This window comes from Pseudomonadota bacterium, assembly GCA_039818985.1.
In the GTDB taxonomy this organism is placed as follows: domain Bacteria; phylum Pseudomonadota; class Alphaproteobacteria; order Sphingomonadales; family Sphingomonadaceae; genus Alterisphingorhabdus.
This window is the reverse complement of sequence record JBCBSU010000001.1, coordinates 779,711-802,441: the sequence shown is the minus strand read 5'-3', so window position 1 is coordinate 802,441 and position 22,731 is coordinate 779,711. Positions and strand designations below refer to the sequence as shown.

25 protein-coding genes, 1 tRNA gene and 1 other RNA gene are annotated in these 22,731 nt (G+C 58.8%); 11 read left to right on the top strand and 16 right to left on the bottom strand.

What is annotated here, in order from left to right; translation table 11 throughout:
* Positions 1 to 26: 26 nt before the first annotated feature.
* Positions 27 to 230, bottom strand: coding sequence for a hypothetical protein (locus AAFX04_03725; protein MEO1044529.1), 204 nt, complete (start codon positions 228 to 230; stop codon positions 27 to 29).
* 43 nt (positions 231 to 273) lie between these two features.
* Here AAFX04_03725 and AAFX04_03720 point away from each other — a divergent pair, with 43 nt between their 5' ends.
* The 3 genes from AAFX04_03720 to AAFX04_03710 are packed head-to-tail and all read left to right on the top strand — an operon-like array spanning position 274 to position 3,428.
* Complete coding sequence (locus AAFX04_03720; GenBank protein ID MEO1044528.1) at positions 274 to 1,671, top strand: circularly permuted type 2 ATP-grasp protein; 1,398 nt, start codon at positions 274 to 276, stop codon at positions 1,669 to 1,671.
* A gap of 2 nt (positions 1,672 to 1,673) precedes the next feature.
* Positions 1,674 to 2,624, top strand: coding sequence for an alpha-E domain-containing protein (locus tag AAFX04_03715; protein ID MEO1044527.1), 951 nt, complete (start codon positions 1,674 to 1,676; stop codon positions 2,622 to 2,624).
* Positions 2,625 to 2,627: 3 nt separating this feature from the next.
* Positions 2,628 to 3,428, top strand: coding sequence for a transglutaminase family protein (locus tag AAFX04_03710; protein ID MEO1044526.1), 801 nt, complete (start codon positions 2,628 to 2,630; stop codon positions 3,426 to 3,428).
* A 13-nt stretch (positions 3,429 to 3,441) separates the two neighbouring features.
* Here AAFX04_03710 and AAFX04_03705 read toward each other — a convergent pair whose 3' ends face one another.
* Together AAFX04_03705 and AAFX04_03700 are read right to left on the bottom strand one after the other, a co-directional pair.
* A complete protein-coding gene (locus AAFX04_03705; protein MEO1044525.1) occupies positions 3,442 to 3,606 on the bottom strand; it encodes a hypothetical protein in 165 nt (54 codons plus the stop codon).
* Positions 3,607 to 3,669: 63 nt separating this feature from the next.
* Entirely contained in the window at positions 3,670 to 4,578 is a 909-nt protein-coding gene (locus tag AAFX04_03700; GenBank protein ID MEO1044524.1) for a 50S ribosomal protein L11 methyltransferase, read from the bottom strand.
* 348 nt (positions 4,579 to 4,926) lie between these two features.
* On the opposite strand from AAFX04_03700, the gene AAFX04_03695 reads away from it, so the two are divergent.
* Positions 4,927 to 5,664 carry a peptidase gene (locus tag AAFX04_03695; GenBank protein ID MEO1044523.1) on the top strand — a complete coding sequence of 246 codons (738 nt, stop codon included), beginning with the start codon at positions 4,927 to 4,929 and terminating at the stop codon, positions 5,662 to 5,664.
* Here the strand turns inward: AAFX04_03695 and AAFX04_03690 are convergent, their stop codons facing one another.
* Together AAFX04_03690 and AAFX04_03685 are read right to left on the bottom strand one after the other, a co-directional pair.
* Positions 5,665 to 6,684 (bottom strand): hypothetical protein, encoded by a 1,020-nt coding sequence (locus AAFX04_03690; GenBank protein MEO1044522.1) that lies wholly within the window; start codon positions 6,682 to 6,684, stop codon positions 5,665 to 5,667.
* A 113-nt stretch (positions 6,685 to 6,797) separates the two neighbouring features.
* Positions 6,798 to 6,883: transfer RNA gene (locus AAFX04_03685), tRNA-Tyr, on the bottom strand.
* Positions 6,884 to 7,034: 151 nt separating this feature from the next.
* On the opposite strand from AAFX04_03685, the gene AAFX04_03680 reads away from it, so the two are divergent.
* Genes AAFX04_03680 through AAFX04_03670 form a run of 3 tightly spaced genes read left to right on the top strand, consistent with a single transcriptional unit; the run spans position 7,035 to position 9,657 of the window.
* Positions 7,035 to 7,808, top strand: coding sequence for an RNA methyltransferase (locus AAFX04_03680; protein ID MEO1044521.1), 774 nt, complete (start codon positions 7,035 to 7,037; stop codon positions 7,806 to 7,808).
* A 33-nt stretch (positions 7,809 to 7,841) separates the two neighbouring features.
* Positions 7,842 to 8,660: a hypothetical protein gene (locus AAFX04_03675; protein ID MEO1044520.1), complete on the top strand. Its 819-nt coding sequence runs from the start codon at positions 7,842 to 7,844 to the stop codon at positions 8,658 to 8,660.
* 40 nt (positions 8,661 to 8,700) lie between these two features.
* A complete protein-coding gene (locus AAFX04_03670; GenBank protein MEO1044519.1) occupies positions 8,701 to 9,657 on the top strand; it encodes a hypothetical protein in 957 nt (318 codons plus the stop codon).
* Positions 9,658 to 9,758: 101 nt separating this feature from the next.
* Here the strand turns inward: AAFX04_03670 and AAFX04_03665 are convergent, their stop codons facing one another.
* The 4 genes from AAFX04_03665 to AAFX04_03650 all read right to left on the bottom strand — a co-directional run bounded on the left by AAFX04_03665 (position 9,759) and on the right by AAFX04_03650 (position 15,060).
* Positions 9,759 to 10,034 carry an HU family DNA-binding protein gene (locus AAFX04_03665; protein MEO1044518.1) on the bottom strand — a complete coding sequence of 92 codons (276 nt, stop codon included), beginning with the start codon at positions 10,032 to 10,034 and terminating at the stop codon, positions 9,759 to 9,761.
* Positions 10,035 to 10,186: 152 nt separating this feature from the next.
* Positions 10,187 to 12,583, bottom strand: coding sequence for an endopeptidase La (gene lon / locus AAFX04_03660; protein MEO1044517.1), 2,397 nt, complete (start codon positions 12,581 to 12,583; stop codon positions 10,187 to 10,189).
* Between the two features lie 132 nt (positions 12,584 to 12,715).
* Complete coding sequence (locus AAFX04_03655; GenBank protein ID MEO1044516.1) at positions 12,716 to 13,054, bottom strand: YbaB/EbfC family nucleoid-associated protein; 339 nt, start codon at positions 13,052 to 13,054, stop codon at positions 12,716 to 12,718.
* Positions 13,051 to 15,060 (bottom strand): DNA polymerase III subunit gamma/tau, encoded by a 2,010-nt coding sequence (locus AAFX04_03650; GenBank protein ID MEO1044515.1) that lies wholly within the window; start codon positions 15,058 to 15,060, stop codon positions 13,051 to 13,053. Before AAFX04_03650 ends, AAFX04_03655 begins: the two co-directional genes overlap by 4 nt.
* A gap of 201 nt (positions 15,061 to 15,261) precedes the next feature.
* Between AAFX04_03650 and AAFX04_03645 the strand changes: the two genes are divergently transcribed.
* Positions 15,262 to 15,735: a hypothetical protein gene (locus tag AAFX04_03645; GenBank protein ID MEO1044514.1), complete on the top strand. Its 474-nt coding sequence runs from the start codon at positions 15,262 to 15,264 to the stop codon at positions 15,733 to 15,735.
* Here the strand turns inward: AAFX04_03645 and ffs are convergent.
* The 5 genes from ffs to AAFX04_03620 all read right to left on the bottom strand — a co-directional run bounded on the left by ffs (position 15,733) and on the right by AAFX04_03620 (position 19,340).
* An RNA gene (gene ffs, locus AAFX04_03640) (signal recognition particle sRNA small type) lies at positions 15,733 to 15,827 on the bottom strand. The two genes, AAFX04_03645 and ffs, sit on opposite strands and share 3 nt — an antisense overlap.
* Before the next feature lie 47 nt (positions 15,828 to 15,874).
* Positions 15,875 to 16,750 carry a class A beta-lactamase gene (bla, locus tag AAFX04_03635; protein MEO1044513.1) on the bottom strand — a complete coding sequence of 292 codons (876 nt, stop codon included), beginning with the start codon at positions 16,748 to 16,750 and terminating at the stop codon, positions 15,875 to 15,877.
* 41 nt (positions 16,751 to 16,791) lie between these two features.
* Positions 16,792 to 17,127, bottom strand: a complete 336-nt coding sequence (locus AAFX04_03630) for a 2Fe-2S iron-sulfur cluster-binding protein (protein MEO1044512.1) — start codon at positions 17,125 to 17,127, stop codon at positions 16,792 to 16,794.
* Positions 17,128 to 17,159: 32 nt separating this feature from the next.
* Positions 17,160 to 18,251 (bottom strand): cysteine desulfurase family protein, encoded by a 1,092-nt coding sequence (locus AAFX04_03625; GenBank protein MEO1044511.1) that lies wholly within the window; start codon positions 18,249 to 18,251, stop codon positions 17,160 to 17,162.
* Between the two features lie 15 nt (positions 18,252 to 18,266).
* The gene (locus AAFX04_03620; GenBank protein ID MEO1044510.1) at positions 18,267 to 19,340 is read right to left on the bottom strand and encodes an aminotransferase class V-fold PLP-dependent enzyme; all 1,074 of its coding nucleotides are present in this window, start codon (positions 19,338 to 19,340) and stop codon (positions 18,267 to 18,269) included.
* 169 nt (positions 19,341 to 19,509) lie between these two features.
* Here AAFX04_03620 and AAFX04_03615 point away from each other — a divergent pair, with 169 nt between their 5' ends.
* Entirely contained in the window at positions 19,510 to 20,166 is a 657-nt protein-coding gene (locus AAFX04_03615) for an alpha/beta hydrolase (protein MEO1044509.1), read from the top strand.
* Here AAFX04_03615 and AAFX04_03610 read toward each other — a convergent pair.
* Positions 20,163 to 20,366, bottom strand: a complete 204-nt coding sequence (locus tag AAFX04_03610) for a hypothetical protein (protein MEO1044508.1) — start codon at positions 20,364 to 20,366, stop codon at positions 20,163 to 20,165. The genes AAFX04_03615 and AAFX04_03610 overlap by 4 nt on opposite strands.
* A gap of 9 nt (positions 20,367 to 20,375) precedes the next feature.
* The gene (locus AAFX04_03605; protein ID MEO1044507.1) at positions 20,376 to 21,071 is read right to left on the bottom strand and encodes a hypothetical protein; all 696 of its coding nucleotides are present in this window, start codon (positions 21,069 to 21,071) and stop codon (positions 20,376 to 20,378) included.
* A gap of 223 nt (positions 21,072 to 21,294) precedes the next feature.
* Between AAFX04_03605 and AAFX04_03600 the strand changes: the two genes are divergently transcribed.
* Together AAFX04_03600 and AAFX04_03595 are read left to right on the top strand one after the other, a co-directional pair.
* Positions 21,295 to 21,861 (top strand): helix-turn-helix domain-containing protein, encoded by a 567-nt coding sequence (locus tag AAFX04_03600; protein ID MEO1044506.1) that lies wholly within the window; start codon positions 21,295 to 21,297, stop codon positions 21,859 to 21,861.
* On the top strand, positions 21,851 to 22,729 hold the full coding sequence (locus AAFX04_03595; GenBank protein ID MEO1044505.1) for a sterol desaturase family protein: 879 nt from the start codon (positions 21,851 to 21,853) through the stop codon (positions 22,727 to 22,729). Before AAFX04_03600 ends, AAFX04_03595 begins: the two co-directional genes overlap by 11 nt.
* Positions 22,730 to 22,731 lie beyond the last annotated feature (2 nt).

Below are 22,731 nucleotides of genomic sequence, written 5' to 3'. Positions count from 1 at the left end.
TCCCTGCCCCGCAAAGGCCGAAACTGTCAAAGATATTTGCACGGCCTAAAGCGCAGGGTGAGCAATAACGAAATTCCATGCAACCATGGCCCGAACGATGCGTAAGCCGGATCAGCAGCAGAAATTTCAACAGGCGTCGCAGCATTATTGCGGCGTGGCGCAACATATTGCACCGCAGCAATTCCTGCCTTTACAGGATGTAATCCGCCTGATTTAATGATGACCTTCAACACCGGCGGCTAAAGTGTGGGGGAAGCAGACGTGTATGACGAAATGTTCGGATCGGACGACACGCTGCGCGCTCCCTATGCTGACTATCAACAATGGTTCGAAAATGAGGAAGCCGACCGGCTGAAACGCAAATCGCGCGAGGCGGAGGCCTTTTTCCGCAAGACCGGGATCACCTTCAACGTCTATGGCGAGGAAGAGGCCGATGAGCGGCTGATCCCGTTCGATATCGTACCGCGCATCCTGACCGCGCGCGAATGGCGCAAGCTGTCGCGCGGCATCGAACAGCGGGTACGCGCCATCAACGCGTTTCTCTACGACATCTATCACCGTCAGGAGATATTGCGTGCCGGACGCATCCCGGTCGAGCTGATCGCCCAGAATGAGGCTTTTCTGCCGCAGATGATCGGCGTCGATCCACCCGGCGGCATCTATACCCATATTATCGGCACCGATATCGTCCGCACTGGCGATGATGCATTCTATGTCCTCGAGGACAATGCCCGCACGCCTTCGGGCGTGTCCTATATGCTGGAAAATCGCGAGACGATGATCCAGATGTTCCCCGAGCTTTTTTCTCAGGTTCCGGTTCAAGAGGTCGGCAATTATCCGCGTGACCTGCGCCGTTCGCTCGCCGCTTGCGCGCCTGCGGCCTGTAACGGCAAGCCAGTGGTCGCGGTTCTGACCCCCGGCATTCACAACAGCGCCTATTTCGAGCACAGTTTTCTCGCCGATCAGATGGGTGCGGAACTGGTCGAGGGCCATGATTTGAGCGTACGCGATGGCCGCATCGCCATGCGCACCACCCAAGGCTATCAGCCGATCGACATACTCTACCGGCGTATCGATGATGATTATCTCGATCCGATGAATTTCAAGCCGGAATCGCTGCTCGGGGTCCCCGGCATACTCGATGTCTATCGCGCCGGCGGCATCACCATCGCCAACGCACCGGGCACCGGTATTGCCGATGACAAGGCGCTCTACTCCTACATGCCGCAGATCGTCGAATTCTACACCGGCGAGAAACCGCTGTTGCAGAATGTCCCGACCTGGCGCTGCAGCGAACCGGACCAGCTGGCGCATGTACTCGACAATCTCGACCAGCTGGTGGTCAAGGAAGTGCATGGGTCGGGCGGCTATGGCATGCTGGTGGGGCCGGCCGCCAGCAAGCGCGAAATTGCACGTTTCCGTACCAAGCTGAAGAAATATCCCGCCAATTATATCGCCCAGCCAACGCTGTCGCTCTCCACCGTGCCGATCTTCACCAATGCCGGGCTGGCACCGCGTCATGTCGACTTGCGTCCCTTTGTGCTGGTGTCCCCCCAGGGAATCAGCATCACCCCGGGCGGGCTGACCCGGGTGGCGATGACAAAGGGTTCGTTGGTGGTCAATTCGAGCCAGGGCGGCGGCACCAAAGACACCTGGGTGCTGGAGGAATAGCTATGCTGGGGAAAACCGCTGGCGGCCTGTTCTGGATGTCGCGCTATCTCGAGCGCAGCGAGAACAGCGCGCGGCTGCTCGATGCCGGTTTCCGCATCGCCCTGACCCGCTCGCAATCCGCCGCTGATGAATGGGGCTCGGTGCTGACCACGGTCGGCGCGCGCGACGCCTATGCGCAAAAATATGACGACTTCACCTCGAAACAGGTGATCGACTTCCTGCTGCGCGACGCCGGCAATCCGGGCAGCGTCCTGTCGATCACAAAATTGGCGCGCGACAATGCGCGGCTGGTGCGCACCGCGCTGACCCGCGAGGTGTGGGAGGCGACCAATGAATGCTGGATGACATTACAAGACTTGCTGCGGCGCCAGGTGCGCGAACAGGATCTGCCCGATGTGCTCAACGTCATTCGCAAGCAAAGCGCGTTGGTGCGCGGCGCGGTTATGGGCACGATGATGCGCAACGATGCGTTCAACTTCTCGCGGCTGGGCACCTTCATTGAACGCGCCGACAACACCGCGCGCATCCTTGATGTGAAATATTATCTGCTGCTGCCGACCAGCGCCAATGTCGGCTCATCGCTCGACAATGTGCAATGGGAGACGATCCTGCGTTCGGTCTCGGCGCAGCGCAGCTATCGCTGGCTCAACGGACCGGACACCAACCCGGTCCAGGTGGCGGAATATCTTATCCTCAACCAGCAAATGCCCCGCGCACTGGCCTTTTGCTACAACAAGATCGACGATAATCTGGGCCATTTGGAAGGCAATTATGGCGGAAGAACCGGGGCCAGCCAGATGGCCGACGACATATGCGAAGAATATATGGACCAGCCAATCGAGACGATATTCGAAAATGGCCTGCACGAATTCCTGCTCGATTTTCTCAGCGCCAATAACCGTCTCGCCGCACAGATCGAGCGCGACTACCGTTTCCAGCCATCGGGAGGCTGAACCATGCTTCTCCATATCAACCATGTCAGCCGCTATCATTATGACACCCCGGTACATTATGCGCTGCAACAGGTGCGGCTGACTCCCAAGCGCCGCCAGGGGCAGAATGTCATCGACTGGTCGGTGGAAATAGAGGGCGGCAAGAAGGAGCTGAAATTCGAGGACCAGCACAGCAATACCGTCGATCTGATCAGCACCGAGCCGGGAACGCAGGACATTGCTGTCATCTGCACCGGCACCGTCGAACTGACCGATGGCAGCGGTATTATCGGCCATCAGGGCGGTTTTGCGCCTTTATGGTATTTCCAACGCGCCACCGACCTGACCCGGCCCGGCAAGGCAATCCGCAAGCTGGTCAGCGAAGTGCGCCGGCAGGACCTGTTCAGCCTCGATCAGGCGCATGCCCTTTCCGCCATGATCCATCAGCGCGTGGCCTATGCTGCCGGCGAGACCCATCCGCGCACCACTGCCGAAGAAGCGCTGAACCAGGGCGAAGGCGTGTGCCAGGATCACAGCCATATCTTTGTCAGCGCGGCACGGCTGCTCGGCCTGCCGGCGCGCTATGTCTCAGGCTATCTGATGATGAACGACCGGGTCGATCAGGACGCCACCCATGCCTGGGCTGAGGCGCATATCGACAATCTCGGCTGGGTCGGTTTCGACATTTCCAACGGCCATTCGCCCGATGAGCGCTATGTCCGCGTCGCTACCGGGCTGGACTATAAGGAGGCGGCACCGATTTCCGGCATGCGCTATGGCAGCGGCATGGAAAGACTATCGGTGGAATTGCAGGTGCAGCAGTGAACCGGAGCAAATGTCAGCTGGTGCTGGTCACAAGTTTGGCATCGGCTCCGATGCCAAGACCAGCCATGACATTGTCGATTTCCTGATTGAGCTCAGTAACAACCGGCGCAGTCCATTCTTTCTTGCCACCATTATTGCCCGTTACAGGCCTAGCGCCTGATTTTACGTTACTTTTCATAATGAAAAAGCCTTATAATAGAATAAATATACAAATTCTATTGTAATAATATTTGCCCGTCAGTCAATTGCCTGACTGAACTTTTACCATTGCTAACATTTGATTTTGCTGGCTTTCCATTGATATTTCGACATCCGCACCTGCACTAACCGTTATCGGCTCAAGCACCCTGTTGGCAATCATATTGCGGCAGGACGTGTGTCCGACACCGTTATTCAGCACCGTGCCGTCCGGAAATCGCATCTCGAGCCAGCGCAGCAGATAGTGGATTTCTCCAGCCGCAATCGTCGACACTGTCGTGCTTTTGTCGAAAGCTTGCGGATCGAATGTTCTGCGCAAGTCGATATCCGCGATGGCAAATGGGTTCGTCAGCGGCTTTTCTGGCAGAAATTCACGTGGGTAGGTGACCTGATGCGAGGCAAAGATCGACATCGGCGAAAAATCGAACCCATGCACATCACGATAATCCCGGGGCGCGAGGTTGCGCTGCGCATCGATATACATGCCGCACATGGTCAGAGACTCCGGCAGAAACAGGGCATTGTCCGTCAAAAGCGTATCACGGCAATAGTCGAGCAGGTGATGAATATCCTTGGACAGCGGTTCAGGCCAGATAATGTCCTGCACCACCAGATTGCAGCGCTCGGATATGTCCTCGCCCAGCCTGACATCACGGATATCCTTGCCGATAACCGTGATACGGTCAGCATAGCCGTTGCGCGCAACGATTTCACGCGCTGCCTCGGCCACCAGTGGTTCGATTTCAACAGCATAGACATGTTTCGCCCCCGCCCTTGCCGCCAGCAATGACAACAGGCCGCAACCTGCTCCAACATCCAGAACGATTGTTTCGGGTGTAACGAGGGCGTTAAGGGCCCGCTCATAAGCGGCGTTGCGCTCCGTGTCATTGAGGCAGGCAAAATGCCAACCGGGAACCGCCTTATCGAGCAGCTTGCCGGTCAGCTTCAGCACCACCGGATCATTCGGCGCGAGCCGACGCACCGCTGTTGCAAAATTATTGGCATCTGCAAGTGCCAGCTTGTCGCTCAGCACCACAGATATTTTTGCCGCCGCGCGGGCATAGTCGGCACGCCCCTCTATCGCCTTGAGCAGAGGCACGGCCAAAGGCGGTACAGTCGAAAGATCAAGATAGGGTTCTGCCATCGCCAAGCCTTGAAACACATTGCGCCGATGCGCAACATAGCCATGTAACAGCAAAATTATTTGCAGTGGAATGCGCCGTCGCGGGGCAAGGCCGGGCCCGCATTTTCTGCTAGGCATTTGCGTATTGAGAATCACTTCCGCCAGGGGACCGGAGACATGACATATTGTGTGGGTATGCGGCTGGATCGCGGGCTGGTGTTCATATCCGACACCCGCACCAATGCCGGTGTCGACAATATCTCCCGCGTACGCAAGGTGAAGATATGGGAACAGCCGGGCGAACGGGTGATCACGCTTCTGTCGGCGGGCAATCTGGGCACCACACAGGCGGTGGTCAGCCTGCTTGATGAACGCTCCAAGGCACCGGAGGAGCGCGACCCTTCGATCCTCGGCGATCCCAGCATGTTCGAGGTCGCCCGCCGAGTCGGCGCAACGCTGCGCGAAGTGGTACGCAGCCATAGCGAAGAGGGGCAGGAAGCCGCCTCCCCCTTTGGCGCGACACTGATATTGGGGGGCCAGATCAAGGGCAGCGAGCCGAAACTGTTCCTGATCTACCCGGAGGGTAATTTCATCGAGGCGGGCGCGGACAACCCGTTTTTCCAGATCGGCGAATCCAAATATGGCCGGCCGATACTAGTGCGCGCCTATGACCCTGCCATGTCGTTCGAAAATGCCATCAAGCTGTTGCTGGTGTCGTTCGACTCCACCATCCGCGCCAATGTCGCGGTCGACCTGCCCTTCGATATCATGGTCTATGAAAAAGACACGCTGCAGGTCGGACACGAACAGCGCATCGAGGCAAATGACCCCTATTTCGCCCAGATATCCGATGGCTGGGGCGAAGCGCTGAAACTGGCGTTCAACGCCCTGCCCAACTTCACTTTCGAAGACTGATCAGCGCTTTGGCGGGAACTGGCACTGCGCCGTAGCCTCATAGGTTGCACGCCAGGTGGTGTCCGTCGCTTTAAACGAGTTGGTCGGTACACTGTTGACCCGCAGCACCTTGCCCCCGGCATTTGTGCAGCGGTCACGCGCGTTTCGCTCGGCACTGCTCCGCGCCTGATTGCTGGCGGCAGACGAGCTCGACATCAGCCCCGATGTTGCCGAGGCTTTGACAAGCTCCATCTGGGGCCGGTAATCAGCCGCATTCTGCCCGGCATAACCGGCATAGCGCGCCGGTACGCGACCCGCCGCCCGGACAAATTGCTGCTGCGGTATCTGATCGGCCTTGCCTGTTGTCACAGCCGCATCGATGGCCACCATATATTCCTGATCGTCAAAGGTGGAGGTGTCACCGCTATCGAGCGAACGCGATGCGATATCCACCGCACGCACAAACTGCCCGTTCATCATGGCCGTAGCATAGCTGTCCCAGGCTTTCCGGTCCCTGGCCCAGACGGGATAGCTCTGCTCATAAGGCTGGTTGGTGATGGCATTGAGGAAATGCTCGGCGCGCACCAGTCCTTCCGGATGCATCTCCACCTTGCCATGCGGCACGGCACATCGCCCGATTTCCTCGACCATGTTCTTGACTTCCTTGTCTTTGGCCATATCGCGACTGGCAAAATCCTGCGAGACCGACATGAAGATACCACGCCATGCATCGCCATTGGCATATTCGGTGACGAACTTGTTGCCATAATGGTGGAACTGATATTGGGTATAGCCATAACCCAGCTCGCCATGGGCATAGGCAAGGTTGATGTCATAGCTGCCTGAATTCATCCCCGCCCAGACGGTGTAGAGAATCATGCAGCGGATATCGCTGTTTATGTCCGAGCGCCCATAATGGCTCTTCTTCTTGCCTTTCAGATAGGCCTTTCGCACGTCGGACGATTTGATCTTTGCCTCGACTGCAGTTGGTGCAACCACTGACGTCAGTGCCAGCGCGGCTATGATATGACGGTATTTCACTCTGCCCTCTCCCGATTTGCTCCTCAAGGAGCAAGATAACGGTTGCGAGAGACAAAAATTGTAAGAACCAGACAAATCCTGACTGGCCTGCCAGCCGAAGCTTTGGTGAATGATGGTGGACAGGGCTGGATTCGAACCAGCGTACGCTCACGCGGGCAGATTTACAGTCTGCTGCCTTTAACCACTCGGCCACCTGTCCATCAGGGGCGACTCCCGCAGTGCCGGGATCGCTCAGGCAAGGGCGGCTCAATGGCGAAAAGCGCGGGCTGTGTCAATGCCGGGAAACACTGTTTTGCCGCGCTGGCCGATCATGATTGGCATGGCGGCATGAATATGCCACAGCAAGCGCCATGAAACGGGGAAGACAGGCACGGCAAAAAAAGGCATCGCGCCAGCGCGGGCGTGGCGGATCGGCGATTGCGCCGCGCTTTTGGGGGCATCATGCGGTGGAGGCGGCACTGGCCAATGCCGACCGCGATGTGCGCAAGCTGCTCGGCACCCGTGCGGCGCTGGCGCAGTTCGATATTCCCGAGGCTATGCCGGTGCAATATTGCGAGGCCAGCGACCTGGCACTGCTGGTACCGCCCGATGCACCGCATCAGGGCGTCGTTGCCGAGGTTGCGCCGCTGGAGGATATCGGCCTGCCCGAATGTCTCGACCGCGCCGCTGGCAAGCCTCTGGTGGTGCTCGATCAGGTGACTGACCCGCGCAATATCGGTGCAATTTTCCGCTCGGCGCTGGCCTTTGGTGCCGGAGCCATCATCACCCAGGACCGCCATGCGCCCCCCGAATCCGGAGTCATCGCCAAGGCCGCATCTGGCGCGCTCGACCGGCTGCCCTGGATCCGCGTCGTCAATCTGTCGCGGGCGCTGGAGGAGATGGCCGATGCCGGTTACTGGCGCGTCGCGCTGACCGGCGATGGCGACAAGGTCTATGCCGATGCCGTGGGCACTGGTCCGGTGGCGTTGGTGCTCGGCGCCGAGGGCGAAGGTCTTCGTCCCAATGTCATGGCGCATTGTGATATAGCGGCCTATCTGCCAATCGATACGGCGATGGAGAGCCTGAATGTGTCCAATGCCGCTGCAGTGGCGCTTTATGTCCTGAGCGCTCGCGAAACCAGTTGAACGCCGTTTGCGGCCAAGAGAGGGGAGAAACAAATGACAATACGCTGGATAGCTGCACTGATGGCAGCTCTGCTCGCCACCGGCTGCATGATAAGCCCTGGCACCTTCACATCGGAGCTGATGCTTGACAAAAGTGGCCGTTTCGAATTCGCCTATCAGGGAGAAATCTCGATCCTCGGTTTCAGCAATCTGCTCGACATGGCGGCCGCTGCAGAGACCGAGGATTTCGAGGGCGAATGCATGGATGACAATTTCGAGGAACGGCCCTGTACCGAAGCCGAAGTCGAGGAACAGCGCGCCGCCAAGGCCGCCGAAAATGCGCGTGATGCAGAGATGTTCAAGGCCATGCTGGGCGGGATCGACCCGTCAAGCCCGGAAGCCATCGATACCTTTATCGAGCGGGTATCGCGCCAGAAAGGCTGGAACAGCATCAGCCACAAGGAAAATGGTGTGTTCGATGTCGATTTCCGTATTACCGGCATGGCCGATCAGGGCTTCACTTTCCCGCTGATCGAGAAGCTGCAGGGGGTCAATCCCTTTGTCACCGTCATTGCGCGCAAGGACGGCAAAGTGCGGATCGAGGCACCGGGCTTCGCCTCCGGCGAGCAGGGGGCAATGGGAATGGGTTCGCTGGCCATGCTGGCAGGCATGGGATCACCTGAAACTGGCGGCCCTGATGTCCCACCCAAACTGACATTGCCCAATGGCACCTTTACCGTGCGCACCAATGGCAGCATTCTCACCAACAATACCGAGGAAGGCCCGATGACGGAGGATGGTGAGTCGGTACTGCGCTGGGAGATCACGCCCAGTACGTCACAGCCGCCCGAAACGCTGATCGGGCTCGACTGAACCACAGCCGCTGGCAACTGCAACCGGAAGGACAAGGTCTATGCTGATCCGTATCGCCGCCACATTGCTCGGCTGTCTGCTGCTCGCAGGTTGCTTTCTGATACCCGGCGAATTTGAGGCCTATCTGGCGATAGACCCGGATGGTCGCTATCGCTTCGCCTATAAGGGACAGATGCAGCTGGTGCTGCCCGATGACCGCGAATTGCGCCCGCCAAAGCCACGCCAGTTCAACCCGGAAAATGAGGTCTGCCGGCGCAGGATCAACCGCAAGACCGGGGAGATTGATAATCCCGAAGCAGATAATGGCGGTGTAGAGCTCGCAAGAGACAGCATTGCTGTTGAAGTCGCGACAGAGCGGGGCGAATATGACGAAAACGGCGTCTATCAGCCGCTCTACCGCTATGAAAATCGCGAGTGTACCGAGACTGAGCTGGCGAAGCGCAAGGAGCGGGTCGACCTGGAAAACCAGGCACGGCAGGCGCGTTATGAGGAGCGTGTCGCGATGCTCAACGCGCTATTCGGCGGTACCATTCCGGGCGATGATGCGAGCATGGAGAAACTCGCCGAAAAACTGCAGGGCTATGCCGGGTGGAACAGCGTCGCCTATCAGGGCAATGATATCTTCATGGTCGACTATAGCGCTGAAGGACAGATTTCCGGTGGCTTCAGCTTCCCGCAACTGCCCGATGCCGCTATCTCCATGCCGTTCGTTCAAATCCTGCCAAAGGATGAGGGGCGCTATGAGATTATCGCCCCGGCACTGGGCGGCAAAGGCAGCGTCGCAGCCTTTTCGGCGCTCGACAAGGGCATGTCGCGGCGAATGGGGGAAAAGGCAATTCTCAAGCCTTCGGGTAGCTTCACGCTAACTACCAGCGGTGAGCTGCTCGCCAATAACAGCCAGAACGGGTATCGCAGCGAATATGGCCGCAAGATTGTCGAATGGACAGTCATCAAGGGCATGGAAAGTCCACGCGCGCTGATCGGCCCGGCACAATAATAATATGACGATACAGGGTAAAATAAAATGGAGCAGGGTTGCCCCTGCTCCATTTGGATGTCCGCGAAACCATATATCGCCGCGCCAGGGCGGCGATATCATTACTTGTTTACGGCGTCTTTCAGGCCCTTGCCGGCCTTGAACTTCGGCTGGGTCGAAGCCTTGATCTGCATCGGCTCCCCGGTGCGCGGATTGCGGCCTGTCGAAGCCTTGCGCTCGGTGACGGAGAAGGTGCCGAAACCGACGAGACGGACTTCACCGCCCGAGCTCAGGGTAGAGGTGATGGAATCGAATACGGCCTCGACGGCCTTGCCGGCGTCGTTTTTGCTGAGGCCACTGTGATCGGCGACTGCGCCGATAAGATCATTTTTATTCATGTTACGGGTATCCCCCCTTGATGATTTTTGCACCTGATTCGCGGGATCAGATGAGATTGCTAACCACCTTTTGGCTGTGTCTGTCAAAGGGAATCGCCAGCTTTTCCGCCAGTTTTTGCCTTTTTGTTGCGATTCTATAACACTCTTTACAATCAGTGCGGCAACTGCGGATCGCTATTGTCGGCGGCAAAGCCCGCAGGCCGCGCCGCCAGCTCGTCAGCCTCGGTCCAGTCGATCGCCTCAAGCGTTTCGATCAGCGCCTCACTAAGCACCGCATCGACATGCGACACCGGGATAATCTTCAAGCCTTCGGTAATATTATCGGGAATATCAGCCAGATCCTTTTGATTTTCCTCGGGAATCAGCACAGTGGTGATACCACCGCGCAACGCCGCAAGCAGCTTTTCCTTGAGTCCGCCAATCGGCAATACCCGACCGCGCAGCGTTACCTCGCCGGTCATGGCAACGTCCTTGCGTACCGGAATGCCAGTCAGTGTCGAAACCATCGAGGTCACCATGCCGACACCGGCAGACGGGCCATCTTTTGGCACTGCGCCTTCAGGAAGGTGGATATGTACATCCTTGCGATTGAAGATATCCGGTTTGATGCCATAGGACGGCGAGCGCGCCTTGACATAGGACCAGGCGGCCTGAACCGATTCCTGCATCACCTCACCCAGCTTGCCTGTAGTCTTGATCTGTCCCTTACCCGGAACGGTGACCGACTCAATCGTCAGCAATTCACCACCGACCTCGGTCCAGGCCAGCCCGGTAACGGCACCGATCTGATGCTCTTCCTCGCCTACGCCGTGGCGGAATTTGCGCACTCCTGCAAAGTCGGCAAGATTGTCCGAGGTGATAATCACCTGTTCGTCCTTGCCTTCGATAATCCGGCGCAGTGACTTGCGCGCCAGCCGCGCAATTTCCCGCTCAAGCGTGCGCACGCCGGCCTCGCGGGTATAGTAGCGGATCAGGTCGCGCAGCGCGCCGTCCTCAAGGGCAAACTCGCCTTCTTTCAGGCCATGCGCCTCGATCTGCTTGGCAAGCAGGTGACGTTTGGCGATCTCGACCTTCTCGTCCTCGGTATAGCCTTCGAGCCGGATGATCTCCATGCGGTCGAGTAGTGGCTGTGGCAGGTTGAGCGAATTGGCTGTGGTAACGAACATGATGTCCGAAAGGTCAATATCGATCTCGAGATAATGATCCTGAAACTTGCCGTTCTGTTCGGGATCAAGAACCTCAAGCAGTGCCGAAGCCGGATCGCCGCGAAAATCCTGTCCCAGCTTGTCAATCTCGTCGAGCAGGAACAGCGGATTGGATGTGCCTGCTTTTTTGAGGTTATTGACGATCTTACCCGGCATCGAGCCGATATAGGTGCGTCTATGGCCGCGAATTTCCGCTTCATCGCGCACGCCGCCCAATGACTGGCGCACAAATTCTCGTCCCGTCGCCTTGGCTATCGACTTGCCGAGCGAAGTCTTGCCGACACCAGGAGGGCCGACGAGACACAATATCGGGCCTTTCAGCTTGTTGGTGCGGCTTTGCACCGCCAGATATTCGATGATGCGTTCCTTGACCTTTTCGAGCGCGAAATGATCGGCATCGAGAATATCCTGCGCCTTGCTGATATCTTTTTTGAGCCGCGACTTCTTGCCCCAGGGCAGGCCAAGCAACACATCGAGATAGTTGCGCACCACCGTCGCCTCGGCCGACATCGGCGCCATGGAACGCAGTTTTTTCAGTTCGGCCTCGGCCTTGGCCTTGGCGTCCTTGGACAGCTTCAACTCGCGGATTTTCTGCGCCAGCTCAGAAAGCTCGTCGCCATCTTCACCATCGCCGCCGCCCAGTTCGCTCTGGATCGCCTTCAGCTGCTCGTTCAGATAATATTCGCGCTGGGTTTTCTCCATCTGGCGCTTGACTCGACCGCGGATTTTCTTCTCGACCTGGAGCACACCGAGCTCACCCTCCATAAAGCCGAACAGCAGCTCAAGCCGCTTCACCGGATCGAGTTCCATCAGCAGCGACTGCTTGTCTGCCACCTTGATGTTGAGGTGCGCCGCCACTGCGTCACCCAGTGCGCTGGCATCATCTATTTCCGATAGCTGCACTGCGGTCTCGGCAGGCATCTTCTTGTTAAGTTTGGCATAGTTCTCGAACTGCTCGACAACCGAGCGCATCAGCGCGGCGACCTCGGTGCCGCTTACACTGGCCTGATCCTGCGGCTTGACCTCGGCAAGACAGACGCCTTCTTCCATGCGCAGCGCCTCCAGGCTGGCGCGACGCTGACCCTCGACCAGCACCCGCACCGTGCCATCGGGCAGCTTCAGCATCTGCAGCACCGTGGCGACCACGCCCATATCATAAAGGTCGTTCTGGTCGGGATCATCGCATGCCGGATCGAGCTGGGCGACAAGGAAGATTTCCTTGTTCGCGGCCATGGCCTGTTCCAGCGCCGCGACCGATTTGTCGCGACCGACAAACAGCGGCACAATCATCTGCGGGAAGACAACAATGTCGCGCAGGGGCAAAAGTGGGTAGGTCTGGTTCATGGGGTCTCTGTGCAATCCAAATGAATAAAAAAGTTCTTCTGCAATATTGGCATTGGCCGATTGCGCTTCAACCATGGCCCGGCGCATTAGGCCCCCGAAACAGGCCCAAACGGGGGGAATATGCCCGCAGGATCAGCTGAAAGGCATTTTGAAGCCCGGTGGCAGCGGCAGAGTCGAAGACATTTTGGACATTTCCTCCTCGCTCACCTTGTCCGCCTTCATCCGTGCGTCGTTGAACGCCGCAGCAACCAGGTCTTCCAGCATCGCCTTGTCATCAGGGGTGATCAGACTGTCATCGATCGCAACACTGAGGATGCGGCCCTTGGCCGTTGCCCTGACCTTGACCATGCCGCCACCCGAAACGCCTTCGACCTCCAGCGATTCGAGCCGCTGCTGCGCCTCCTGCATCTGGTCCTGTACCGTCTGCGCCGCCTCCTGCGCCGCTTTCATCATTTCTTCCATGCTTTTCACGCGCGTAAACTCCTGTCCGGGCGGGCTCCTGACCCGCTATTGTCGCCGCTATTATCCTCGCCATTCTGCTTCAACTCGGCATCGGGAAATGCCTCCAGCGCGGCCTGCACCAGCGGTGTCTGCAAAATCGACGCCTTGCGCGCCTCTGCTGCCGCCAGTTCCTGTTCCCTTATACTCGGTTGGGCATTGCCCTCACCTTTTTCAACCTGCCAGCGCTGCCCCGTCAGACGCAACAACGCATCGCGCAATTCGGCATCGAATGCCGGGCCGACTTCGCGCGCCAGCTGATAGAAGATGCGACCCGGCGCATAATGCACCAGCCGCAGCTGATCGTGCAATATCTGCGCCAGCCGCAGGTCACCCTGACGATCAAGTCCCTGAATTATATCGACAAAGCCAAGATCCAGCATCGCCGATTCCGCAGCTTCATTAGGTGCTTCTGGCTCGGATGACGTCGGTTCGGCAACCGGAATCTGGCCAGACTGAGCGGCGCTGGCTGCCGGGCCTGTGGCCGGGGCACTGGTGCCGGGCGCGGCCTGCTCGGCGCTGCCACCGCCCTGCTCCACTGCCTTCGCCACGGCACCCGGATCGGGCAGCGAGGCGGCATAGACCAGCCGCAGCATAGCCATATCCATCGCTTCACGCGGATCAGGCGCTTCAGCGATCTCGCCATGCGCCTTGAGCAGCATCTGCCATAGCCGGTGCAGTGTGCCATGGCTCATCTGACTGGCCAAATCGCTCAGCATCGCCTGTTCTTCGCGGCTCAACCCGTTACTACCGGCCGATGATCCATCAATCTTCGCCAGAGTGATGGCGTGCACCATGTCCATTAGCGAGCGCAGCTGCGCCAGCGGTTCGACACCCAGGTCATGCTGCTGGTCGAGCAGCGTCAGCATCGCCTGATCCTCGCCGCGCAGCACATGACCCAGCAGTTCGCGCACCACAGTGCGGTCGGACAGGCCGAGCATGGCACGCACAGCAACGGCAGAGATGTGCGGCCTGTCGCCATCGCCGCCCTGCTCATCCAGCGCCATGTCGGCATGGGCAATTGCCTGGTCCAGCACCGACAGGCCGTCACGCACCGAGCCATCCGCGGCACGGGCAATCATCGCCAGGGCATCCTGGTCGGCATCGACCGCTTCTTCAGTGCAGATGGACGCAAAATGCTCGACCAGCATTTCGGCTGGAATCCGTTTTAAATCAAAGCGCTGGCACCTTGACAGCACGGTGATCGGGACCTTGTCCACCTCGGTAGTAGCGAACAGGAATTTGACATGTGCCGGTGGCTCTTCAAGCGTCTTGAGCAACGCGTTGAATGCGTTTTTCGACAGCATGTGCACTTCGTCGATAATGTAAATCTTGTAACGCGCCGAGACGCTGGCATAACGCACCGCCTCGATAATCTCGCGTACATCGTCGACGCCGGTATGGCTGGCGGCGTCCATCTCGATCACATCGATATGCCGCCCCTCGGCAATGGCGACACAATGTTCGCATACCCCGCAAGGGTCGATGGTCGGGCCGCCCTTCCCGTCCGGGCCGATGCAATTGAGCGACTTGGCGATCAGCCGCGCCGTCGAAGTCTTGCCGACACCCCGCACACCGGTCATCAGAAATGCATGCGCCAGCCGGTCACGCTTGATCGCATTGCTGAGCGTCTGGACCATCGCCGACTGGCCGATCAGCCCCGAAAAACTCTGCGGCCGGTATTTGCGCGCCAACACCCGATAAGGCGTGCTGGCTCCTGCGGCGGCGCAGCTGCCGTCACCATCACCCTCATTTTCCTCTTTTTTTACAAGTCGTTGTCCCGTTCGCGATTCGTCAATGGGTATGTCAGGCGCTGGCGACTTCTTCTCATCGACGCCGGATTCAGATGCTGGCGCACCAAACAGCGCCGATTGCCCTGCCTCTTCCAGTTCGGCGGCGCTGGGCGGCGTATCCTTGTCCGTCTCGGCATCCCGGTCAGGGGTGCCGGCGGTGACATGGCCGGTGTCTGAATCGCTCATTCTGGCAGTTATAGGACGCTGCCGGCGCACCCGTCGATAGCCATTGCAAATTAGCTCGGGATAAGATACCTCTGAAGGACTATCAGAGGTATAAAGAAAACTGCCGCAAAATTTGTGCGGTCGTGACTGTTGCATGATGACCTGATCGATTTTGGCAATAGGGGCAAACCGGGTCGTCATGAGGGACGGAGACAGGATCAGATGAAGCGGCGCTATTTTGACACGCGAGCAGCGGTGCATATCACCGGCGTCAGCCGTGCGCGGATCGACCAGATGATCTCGAAAGGCCTGGTAGCTCTGCGCAAGCCGCCAAAAACCGGGCATGCGCGGCAATTATCGATGAACGAACTGGCGGAAATCATGGTGCTCGACCGGCTGACCAAGCTCGGCCTCGACGTTGCCGGACATAATCTGCTGCACCATATGCCGCTCAAGCTGGTCTACCATGCGCCTGATCCGGCACTGCTGATCGCGCGGCTTCACGTCATGGCTGAAGAGGATGACAACCGCGCCGCCTCTCCCGGCTTTCAGACGGTGCAAAGCCTGCGCTTCACCACTGTAACCCATGCCAGGGAACTGCTTGAGGACCCCGATCTGATTGGAATCACCATCATTCCGCTAAAGGAAATACTCGATCATATCGAGCGCGCGGCAGAGGAACTGGGGATTTTGTGAAAAGGAGCCGGGCGACCCGTAGAAAAATCGTTGTGGCTGCTTCCTTCCGGACCTGACCAGGTTGGCGAAGACCACGTCCGCCCGACTCCCAAGGGCCATATGGCGTCGTGCGCAGCAAAAAGCAAGCCTGGCAAATGGCTCAAACGCGGGCGATCCGCTCGGCCGCATGGGCCGCTACTTCGGCGATCGCGGCGCTGGCCGCATCATAGCTGACAACAGCCCTGTCACTATAAATCACTAATATATAGCCTTTTTCCGGCGTTTCGAGAAAGGCGATATCGTTCACTGCCTTGGCCTCCGGATAGCCGGTGCCGGTCTTGTTGCCGACATGCCAATGCTCGGGCACACCGGCACGAATGCGGTCGGCGCCAGTCTTGCTGCCGGCCATCAGCCGCTTCAACTCATCGCGGGCATTGCATCTCAGAGCGGTGCCGAAGCAGAGATCCGCCATCAGCCGCGCCATGGCAAAGGGGCTGCTGGTATCGCGTGGATCGCCGAGGGCATTTTCGTTGAGCTCAAGCTCATACCGGTCAAGCCGGGTGACGCTGTCACCCTTGCCACGATAGAAGCGCGTCAGCTTCTGCGGACCGCCATAGACCTTCAGCAGCGCGTTGGTGGCGACATTATCGCTCAGTTGCACCGAGGCTTCGAGCAATTCCACCACGGTAAAATCGCGCTGCGCCAGCCGTGGCTCGACATAGGGCGCATAGGTCACCAGATCGTCGGCGGTAATCGTGAGCAGTGTGTCGGCGCGCAGCTGGTCAGCACCGATTGCTTCCAATATTGCCGCCGCCAGCGATGCCTTGAAGGTGGAGCACATGGCAAAACGCTCGTCAGACCGATGCAGCATCAGCGGCTTGCCGGCTGCATCAACCAGCGCAACGCCCAGTCGACCGCCAATACGCTTTTCGATGGTGCCCAGCGCCGGTTCGCCATTGGACGAGGTTTGTGGCAGCGCCGCGCCAAAGCCCGGTCCGGCGATTGTTCCTGCAAGAAACAGCGGTGTTGCGGTCACCAGTCTCCGGCGGCTGAGGAAAAATGGCCTTCTCACCCGGCTTAAGCCCCGGTCATATCGCGCACTTCGGTGGGGATTCGCACCGTCATGCCGTCCATGTCTGGCGACAGCACGATCTGGCATGACAGCCGGCTCGTCGCGGTGACTGCGCTCGCGAGATCGAGCATGTCCTCCTCCATCTCGCTTGCCTCAGGAAGCTGCAGAAAATCTTCTTTCTCCAGAATGACATGGCAGGTCGAACAGGCCATCTGCCCTTCGCATGTGCCTTCGAGCGGCTGGCCATTTGCCTGGGCCAGGCCGAGCAGCTTCTCGCCGACAATGCCGGTAGCGACCTGCTCCTGCTTGCCATCGGCGCTGACAAAGCGGATCGTTACCATGTCTGCATTGTCGCTCACATCATGCTCCTGCATCATTGCGCGTCGGCGGCGGCGTTGATCAGCGCGGCTGCGCGGATAACCTCATCATCGCTTGTATAACGCCCAAAGCCAAGCCGTATCGACGATGTAATCTGTTCGCGCGGCAATCCCAGCGCGCTCAGCACATGGCTGGGCCGTCCCGAACCGCTGGCACAAGCAGAACCGGCAGAAAAGGCGACTTGGCGCACATCGGATATCAGTCGCGCCACATCCAGCCCGTCGCGGCGGATATTAAGATTGCCCGGATAGCGCGTGTCGGTGGCGCCGTTGATCGTCCAGCCGGCAAATTGCGTCCGTGCCAGTTCTGCCAGATCCGCGACATGTTCCGCATCCTCATCACGCCGATCCACAGCCAGCTTTGCGGCCACCCCGAAACCGACGCACAATGCCGGCGACAATGTGCCCGAGCGTACCCCCTGCTCCTGTCCGCCACCATGGAGCAGCGGTGGCAATTCGATCCCGTCGCGCAACCATAGCGCGCCAATACCTTTGGGTCCGTGTATCTTGTGCGCAGAAATTGCTACCATATCAACGACTTCGGGAATATCGATCCGGCCATAGCCCTGTACTGCATCGCACAGCATCAGCGCGCCGTGATCATGCGCCAGCGCCGCCATTTCGGCGACTGGCTGGATAGTGCCAATCTCGTTATTGACCAGCATTACCGCCACCAGCGTATAGCTCTGGTCAATCATCGCCTCGGCTGCAGCCAGGTTGAGCACACCATCGGCACAAACCGGGATAATCGCGTGTTTCGCTCCAGCCGTATGGCCGTGCACCGCATCGATCACCGCAGCATGCTCGATGGCGCTATAGGCGGCGCGGCCATCATCGCGGCAGACGCCATGCACCGCCATGTTGATCGCCTCGGTGGCACCGCTGGTGAAAATCACCTGGCCGTCCGACGGCATCAACGCCGCAACACGGTCGCGCGCCCATTCGACCATCGCCGCCGCCTCGCGTCCGGCGCGGTGCGCACTGTGCGGATTGGCATGCTTCTCGGATAACCATGGCAGCATCGCCTCGAGCGCCTCGGGCGCCAATGGTGTCGTCGCCTGATAGTCGAGATAGATGCTCGCAGCCATGATCAGCTATTGGCCTTATGCATCGGCGCGTGCCCTGGCGGCGATTTGCTGCCACATTTCGAGGAAACGATAGATGCCGGCACGGCTGGTATCCGGGCCGAAACTGACACGTATTACCTCACCCGCAGACTTTTCGTCCCAGCCCATGGCACTCAGCACATGGCTGGTCTTGAGCGTGCCCGAAGAGCAGGCGCTGCCCGCGGAAACCGCAATTCCGGCAAGATCGAACTGTATCAGCTGCGCATTGGCGCTGACGCCGGGCATCTGGTAGCTACCAATGGTCGGTAGCCGATCAGCCTGTTTCGCGACCACCTTGCCACCCGCCGCCTCCATCTGGCGGTCGAGCTGATGGCGCAGATCCTGAATCCGCTGATGCCAGGGCGTCGGCTGTTCGAGCGCAGCAACCATCGCCGCCACGGCCGGCAGGTTTTCAGTACCCGCACGATAGCCTTTTTCCTGGCCGCCACTGGGATGTAACATTGCGAGATCCCTGACCAGCAGCGCGCCGATACCTGGCGGACCGCCAAATTTATGCCCCGACAATGTGATGAGATCGGCATCGGGTAGCGGCAGCTTGCCAACGCTTTGCGAGCAGTCACAGAGCCAGGCGCCACCATGATCATGTACCAGATCACCGATCTCGGCCAGCGGCTGGATCACCCCAGTCTCGTTATTGACGCTCTGCACCGCCACCAGCTGCGACCCGGCTCCGTCTTCCAACGCCCGGGCGATGCTCGACAGCACCACGCGCCCCTGCAGATCGACCGCGAGCTTCACCGCATCGGGCACCGGACGCAGCACCGCATCATGCTCGACCGGGCTGACAATGTGCCGGTCCCATTTGCCGCCCAGCGCAATTGCTAGCGCCTCGGACGCGCCGCTGGTGAAAACCACCTCGCCATCCCATAGCAGCAGCTCTTTCAGGCGTTTGCGCTGCACCTCGAGCGCCTGTCGCGCGGTGCGGCCGTCGAGATGTGGCGAGGATGGATTGGCCCAGGCCTCAATCGCCTCCGCCATCGCCGCGCGTGCCGCAGGGAGCACCGGCGTTGTCGCCGCATGATCGAGATAAAGGCGTTGGGATACAGGCATATTCGGCTCTTTAGCGTCGCATTTTCCAACTGCCACGCATTTTATTGCGTTTTTCATGTACAATTTTGTATAGGCATGCAGTTTCCAATCGAACCGGAGCGCATGGACCCAGTGTCAGCAGCTGGGGCCGGGCACCGTTTGATTATCATTTCTAGCTGGACCAGAGTTTATGCCCGAAGTTATTATTTCCGGCCCGGAGGGCCGTCTTGAAGGTCGTTTCAGCCTCGCACCGCGCCCGCGCGCTCCGGTGGCGATCATCCTCCACCCGCACCCCCAGGGCGGCGGCACAATGAATGATCGCATCACCTTCGATCTCTACAATAATTTCGCCAAGCGCGGCTTTGCCACATTGCGCTTCAATTTTCGCGGTGTCGGCCGAAGCCAGGGCAGTTTCGACAATGGCATTGGTGAGCTTTCCGATGCTGCTGCCGCGCTTGACTGGGTGCAGAGCGTCCACCCCGAGGCCGAGACCACCTGGGTTGCCGGGTTCAGCTTCGGGGCGCTGATCGGCATGCAGCTGCTGATGCGGCGACCGGAGATTCGCGGCTTCATTTCGATCGCGCCGCCGGCGAACATGTATGATTTCAGCTTTCTCGCGCCCTGCCCTGCCTCGGGCATCATCATCAATGGTGCCAATGACCAGATCGTCGCTCCGGCGGCGGTGCAGAAGCTGGTCGACAAGCTGCGCACGCAAAAGCACATCACCATCCATCATGACCAGGTTCCACGCGCCAACCATTTCTTCGAAAATGAAATGGATGACCTGATGGCCGCGGTCGACACCTATCTGGATATGCGTCTGGCACCGGATTCACCGATTCGTTAATTCTGCGCTACAGCCTCCACCGGGGCGATGCCCCGGTCGTTGGGCAAAGCCCAGATCGCGACATTGCCAAACATGATGCCGGCCAGCACCAGCATCAGCACCGGCTTGCGCGTCCAGCCTTCACGGCGTGACAACACGAGCGCGCCGATAACCAGCGCAAAGGCCAACAGCATCATTATCGAGAGAATGGTCGCCACCATGGCGGTGGATCAGCGCGCAATGGCGGATATCAGATTTTCCCGCTGAGCGCGCGCATCAAGCGCCAGATTCTGCCGGTAAATCCCGATCAGCAGCTTGGCATCCCATTCGGTGATCTGGTTGGTCGCCTGTTCATAGCTGAAGGCCTGGAGTATCGATTCGGGGCTGATCCCCGAAGGCCATGCAAACTCGGCCATCCCGACATAGGCGGCAAAGTCCGACATCGTACCGATCGACTTGCCGGCGAGCGTGGTCCTGTCAATAACCACCGAGGCATAGGTGATATCGCGTCTGTCCTCACCCTTGATGTCATAAAGCCAGAACACCGATGCACCGGAATTGGCGATCTGCTCCAGACGATTGATCGGCATATTGTCGAATAGACGCTTCTTGGTCGCACGCAGCCCGGAAAGGGTGCGGGCAAATTCGGAGGTCAGGTAGACATTGTAATTGGCGCGGCATTTTCCGCTGGCAACCGGAGCACCCACTGCCTGGGCCACCTCCCTCACACGCGCTTCGACCTGATTTGCCTGCTCGTCTGTAAAGCCATAGGCTTTCGGGCATATCGGCGTTGTCCAGCGCGCCAATGTCCGGCTTTCATTGAACAGCCCAGCCTGTTTGACCATGGCGCGCGCCTTGGCAACGCGATCTTCCTCTTCGGACGCCGCACTCACCGCAGTCTCGGCACTATCCGATGTCTGCGCCACAGCCGGTGCGGCAATGCCTGCCGCAAGCAAAGTCGATAAAAGCGTTACAAGCGTCCGTCGCACCATAACCTCCCTGTGCATTACCCTTTAAACTTGGAAATTAGCCTAAGCTCCGGGCGACCGCAAGCGGTGTACCGTCCTGTATCGGCATCGGTTTTGCGCTGAAAAGCAAAGAATTTTCGGGCTATTGACATTATAGTCTCAATTGATACATAAATGTCTCATGCAAGATTCGTTGCGCCCTCCATCAAAAACCGCCCTGATTGAGGCAGCCTTTGCCGTGCTCGCCGAAAATCCCGTCGCGTCGCTCGCCGATATTGCCGAGCGCGCCGGTGTCGGACGCGCGACGCTGCACCGCCATTTTGCCGGCCGCGATGACCTTATTCTTACCCTCGCCCGCACCGCGCTCGAGGAGATGGATATAGCGGCGGAGCAAGCCTGTGCCGATGTCGCAACCCATGGCGAGGCGCTGTACTATACGCTCGATGCCCTGATCCCGCTTGGCGACCGTTATCGCTTCCTGATGCGCGAGCCGATTGGCGACCATCCCGATATCGCCGCCGCGATTCAGCGCCAGGATCGCGAGACCCATGCCATGGTCGAAGCGGCCAAGGCCGAAGGTCTGTTCGATGCCACCATACCGACAGAATGGATCGTCCACGCCTATGGCAGCCTGCTCTATGCCGCCTGGGAGGCGGTGACGGCACAGGATCTTACCCCCGCACAGGCCAGCCGACTGGCATGGCAGACTTTGATATCCGGACTGGGACAACAGCAAGATGAACAGTGAAACTGTCGCACAATTGGCCGAATCCTTCGAGAATGGGTTCTACCTTATCGGTATCGTCATGCTGCTGATCGAAATCGGCACGCAGCTGCTATCGGGAAGCTTCAAGGGTCGCAAACTGCTCGACATCATCGCCAGCTTCTCGACCCAGATACCGACCGTACTGGCGGAGACCTTCCTGTTGTCCTTCGTCTATACCGGCTATGTCCTGCTCGACGAGACGCTGATCGGCTGGACCATGCCGATCAATGTCTGGACCTTTGCCCTTACCTTGCTGGCGGCGGATTTCATCTATTATTGGGAGCATCGCATTGCCCATGAAGTCCGGCTGTTCTGGACCCAGCATGCGGTGCATCATTCCTCGCGTCACATGAATGTCGCGGTTGCGATACGCTTTGGTCCCCTTGAAGGTGTTATCTCCGCCATATTGCACCTGCCCTTGATAGTGATCGGCTTCCCGGCAGAACTGGTCTTTGCCAGCATCATCATCGTGCTCGCCTATCAGGTGTGGATCCATACCGAGATGATCGGCAAGATGCCGCTGCTTGACGGTTTTCTCAACACACCGGCCAATCACCGGGTGCATCATGGTTGCGATGCGAAATATATCGATAAAAATTATGGCGGCATCCTGATCATCTGGGACCGGATCTTCGATACCTATCAGGCCGAAGAGGAAACCCCGCGATATGGCCTGAAGCGCGATTTCGACAGCGTCAATCCGCTGGTCATATGGTTTTCCGAATGGCCGCAACTGCTGCGCGATCTTGCCGGGGCGCGTTCGCTGCATAATGTCTGGATGCATCTCTTTGGCCCGCCGGGATGGACGCCGGACAAGCGCAAAACCCCGGCAAAGCGGAACCCCGCCTGATC

What these genes read in the sequence shown, in the direction of transcription:
- AAFX04_03720 (MEO1044528.1), top strand. Translation starts at nt 274, where the DNA reads ATGTTCGGATCGGACGACACGCTGCGCGCTCCCTATGCTGACTATCAA.
- AAFX04_03715 (MEO1044527.1), top strand. Translation starts at nt 1,674, where the DNA reads ATGCTGGGGAAAACCGCTGGCGGCCTGTTCTGGATGTCGCGCTATCTC.
- AAFX04_03710 (MEO1044526.1), top strand. Translation starts at nt 2,628, where the DNA reads ATGCTTCTCCATATCAACCATGTCAGCCGCTATCATTATGACACCCCG.
- AAFX04_03705 (MEO1044525.1), bottom strand. Translation starts at nt 3,606, where the DNA reads ATGAAAAGTAACGTAAAATCAGGCGCTAGGCCTGTAACGGGCAATAAT.
- AAFX04_03695 (MEO1044523.1), top strand. Translation starts at nt 4,927, where the DNA reads ATGACATATTGTGTGGGTATGCGGCTGGATCGCGGGCTGGTGTTCATA.
- AAFX04_03680 (MEO1044521.1), top strand. Translation starts at nt 7,035, where the DNA reads ATGAAACGGGGAAGACAGGCACGGCAAAAAAAGGCATCGCGCCAGCGC.
- AAFX04_03675 (MEO1044520.1), top strand. Translation starts at nt 7,842, where the DNA reads ATGACAATACGCTGGATAGCTGCACTGATGGCAGCTCTGCTCGCCACC.
- AAFX04_03670 (MEO1044519.1), top strand. Translation starts at nt 8,701, where the DNA reads ATGCTGATCCGTATCGCCGCCACATTGCTCGGCTGTCTGCTGCTCGCA.
- AAFX04_03665 (MEO1044518.1), bottom strand. Translation starts at nt 10,034, where the DNA reads ATGAATAAAAATGATCTTATCGGCGCAGTCGCCGATCACAGTGGCCTC.
- lon (MEO1044517.1), bottom strand. Translation starts at nt 12,583, where the DNA reads ATGAACCAGACCTACCCACTTTTGCCCCTGCGCGACATTGTTGTCTTC.
- AAFX04_03650 (MEO1044515.1), bottom strand. Translation starts at nt 15,060, where the DNA reads ATGAGCGATTCAGACACCGGCCATGTCACCGCCGGCACCCCTGACCGG.
- AAFX04_03645 (MEO1044514.1), top strand. Translation starts at nt 15,262, where the DNA reads ATGAAGCGGCGCTATTTTGACACGCGAGCAGCGGTGCATATCACCGGC.
- AAFX04_03630 (MEO1044512.1), bottom strand. Translation starts at nt 17,127, where the DNA reads ATGGTAACGATCCGCTTTGTCAGCGCCGATGGCAAGCAGGAGCAGGTC.
- AAFX04_03625 (MEO1044511.1), bottom strand. Translation starts at nt 18,251, where the DNA reads ATGGCTGCGAGCATCTATCTCGACTATCAGGCGACGACACCATTGGCG.
- AAFX04_03620 (MEO1044510.1), bottom strand. Translation starts at nt 19,340, where the DNA reads ATGCCTGTATCCCAACGCCTTTATCTCGATCATGCGGCGACAACGCCG.
- AAFX04_03615 (MEO1044509.1), top strand. Translation starts at nt 19,510, where the DNA reads ATGCCCGAAGTTATTATTTCCGGCCCGGAGGGCCGTCTTGAAGGTCGT.
- AAFX04_03610 (MEO1044508.1), bottom strand. Translation starts at nt 20,366, where the DNA reads ATGGTGGCGACCATTCTCTCGATAATGATGCTGTTGGCCTTTGCGCTG.
- AAFX04_03600 (MEO1044506.1), top strand. Translation starts at nt 21,295, where the DNA reads ATGCAAGATTCGTTGCGCCCTCCATCAAAAACCGCCCTGATTGAGGCA.
- AAFX04_03595 (MEO1044505.1), top strand. Translation starts at nt 21,851, where the DNA reads ATGAACAGTGAAACTGTCGCACAATTGGCCGAATCCTTCGAGAATGGG.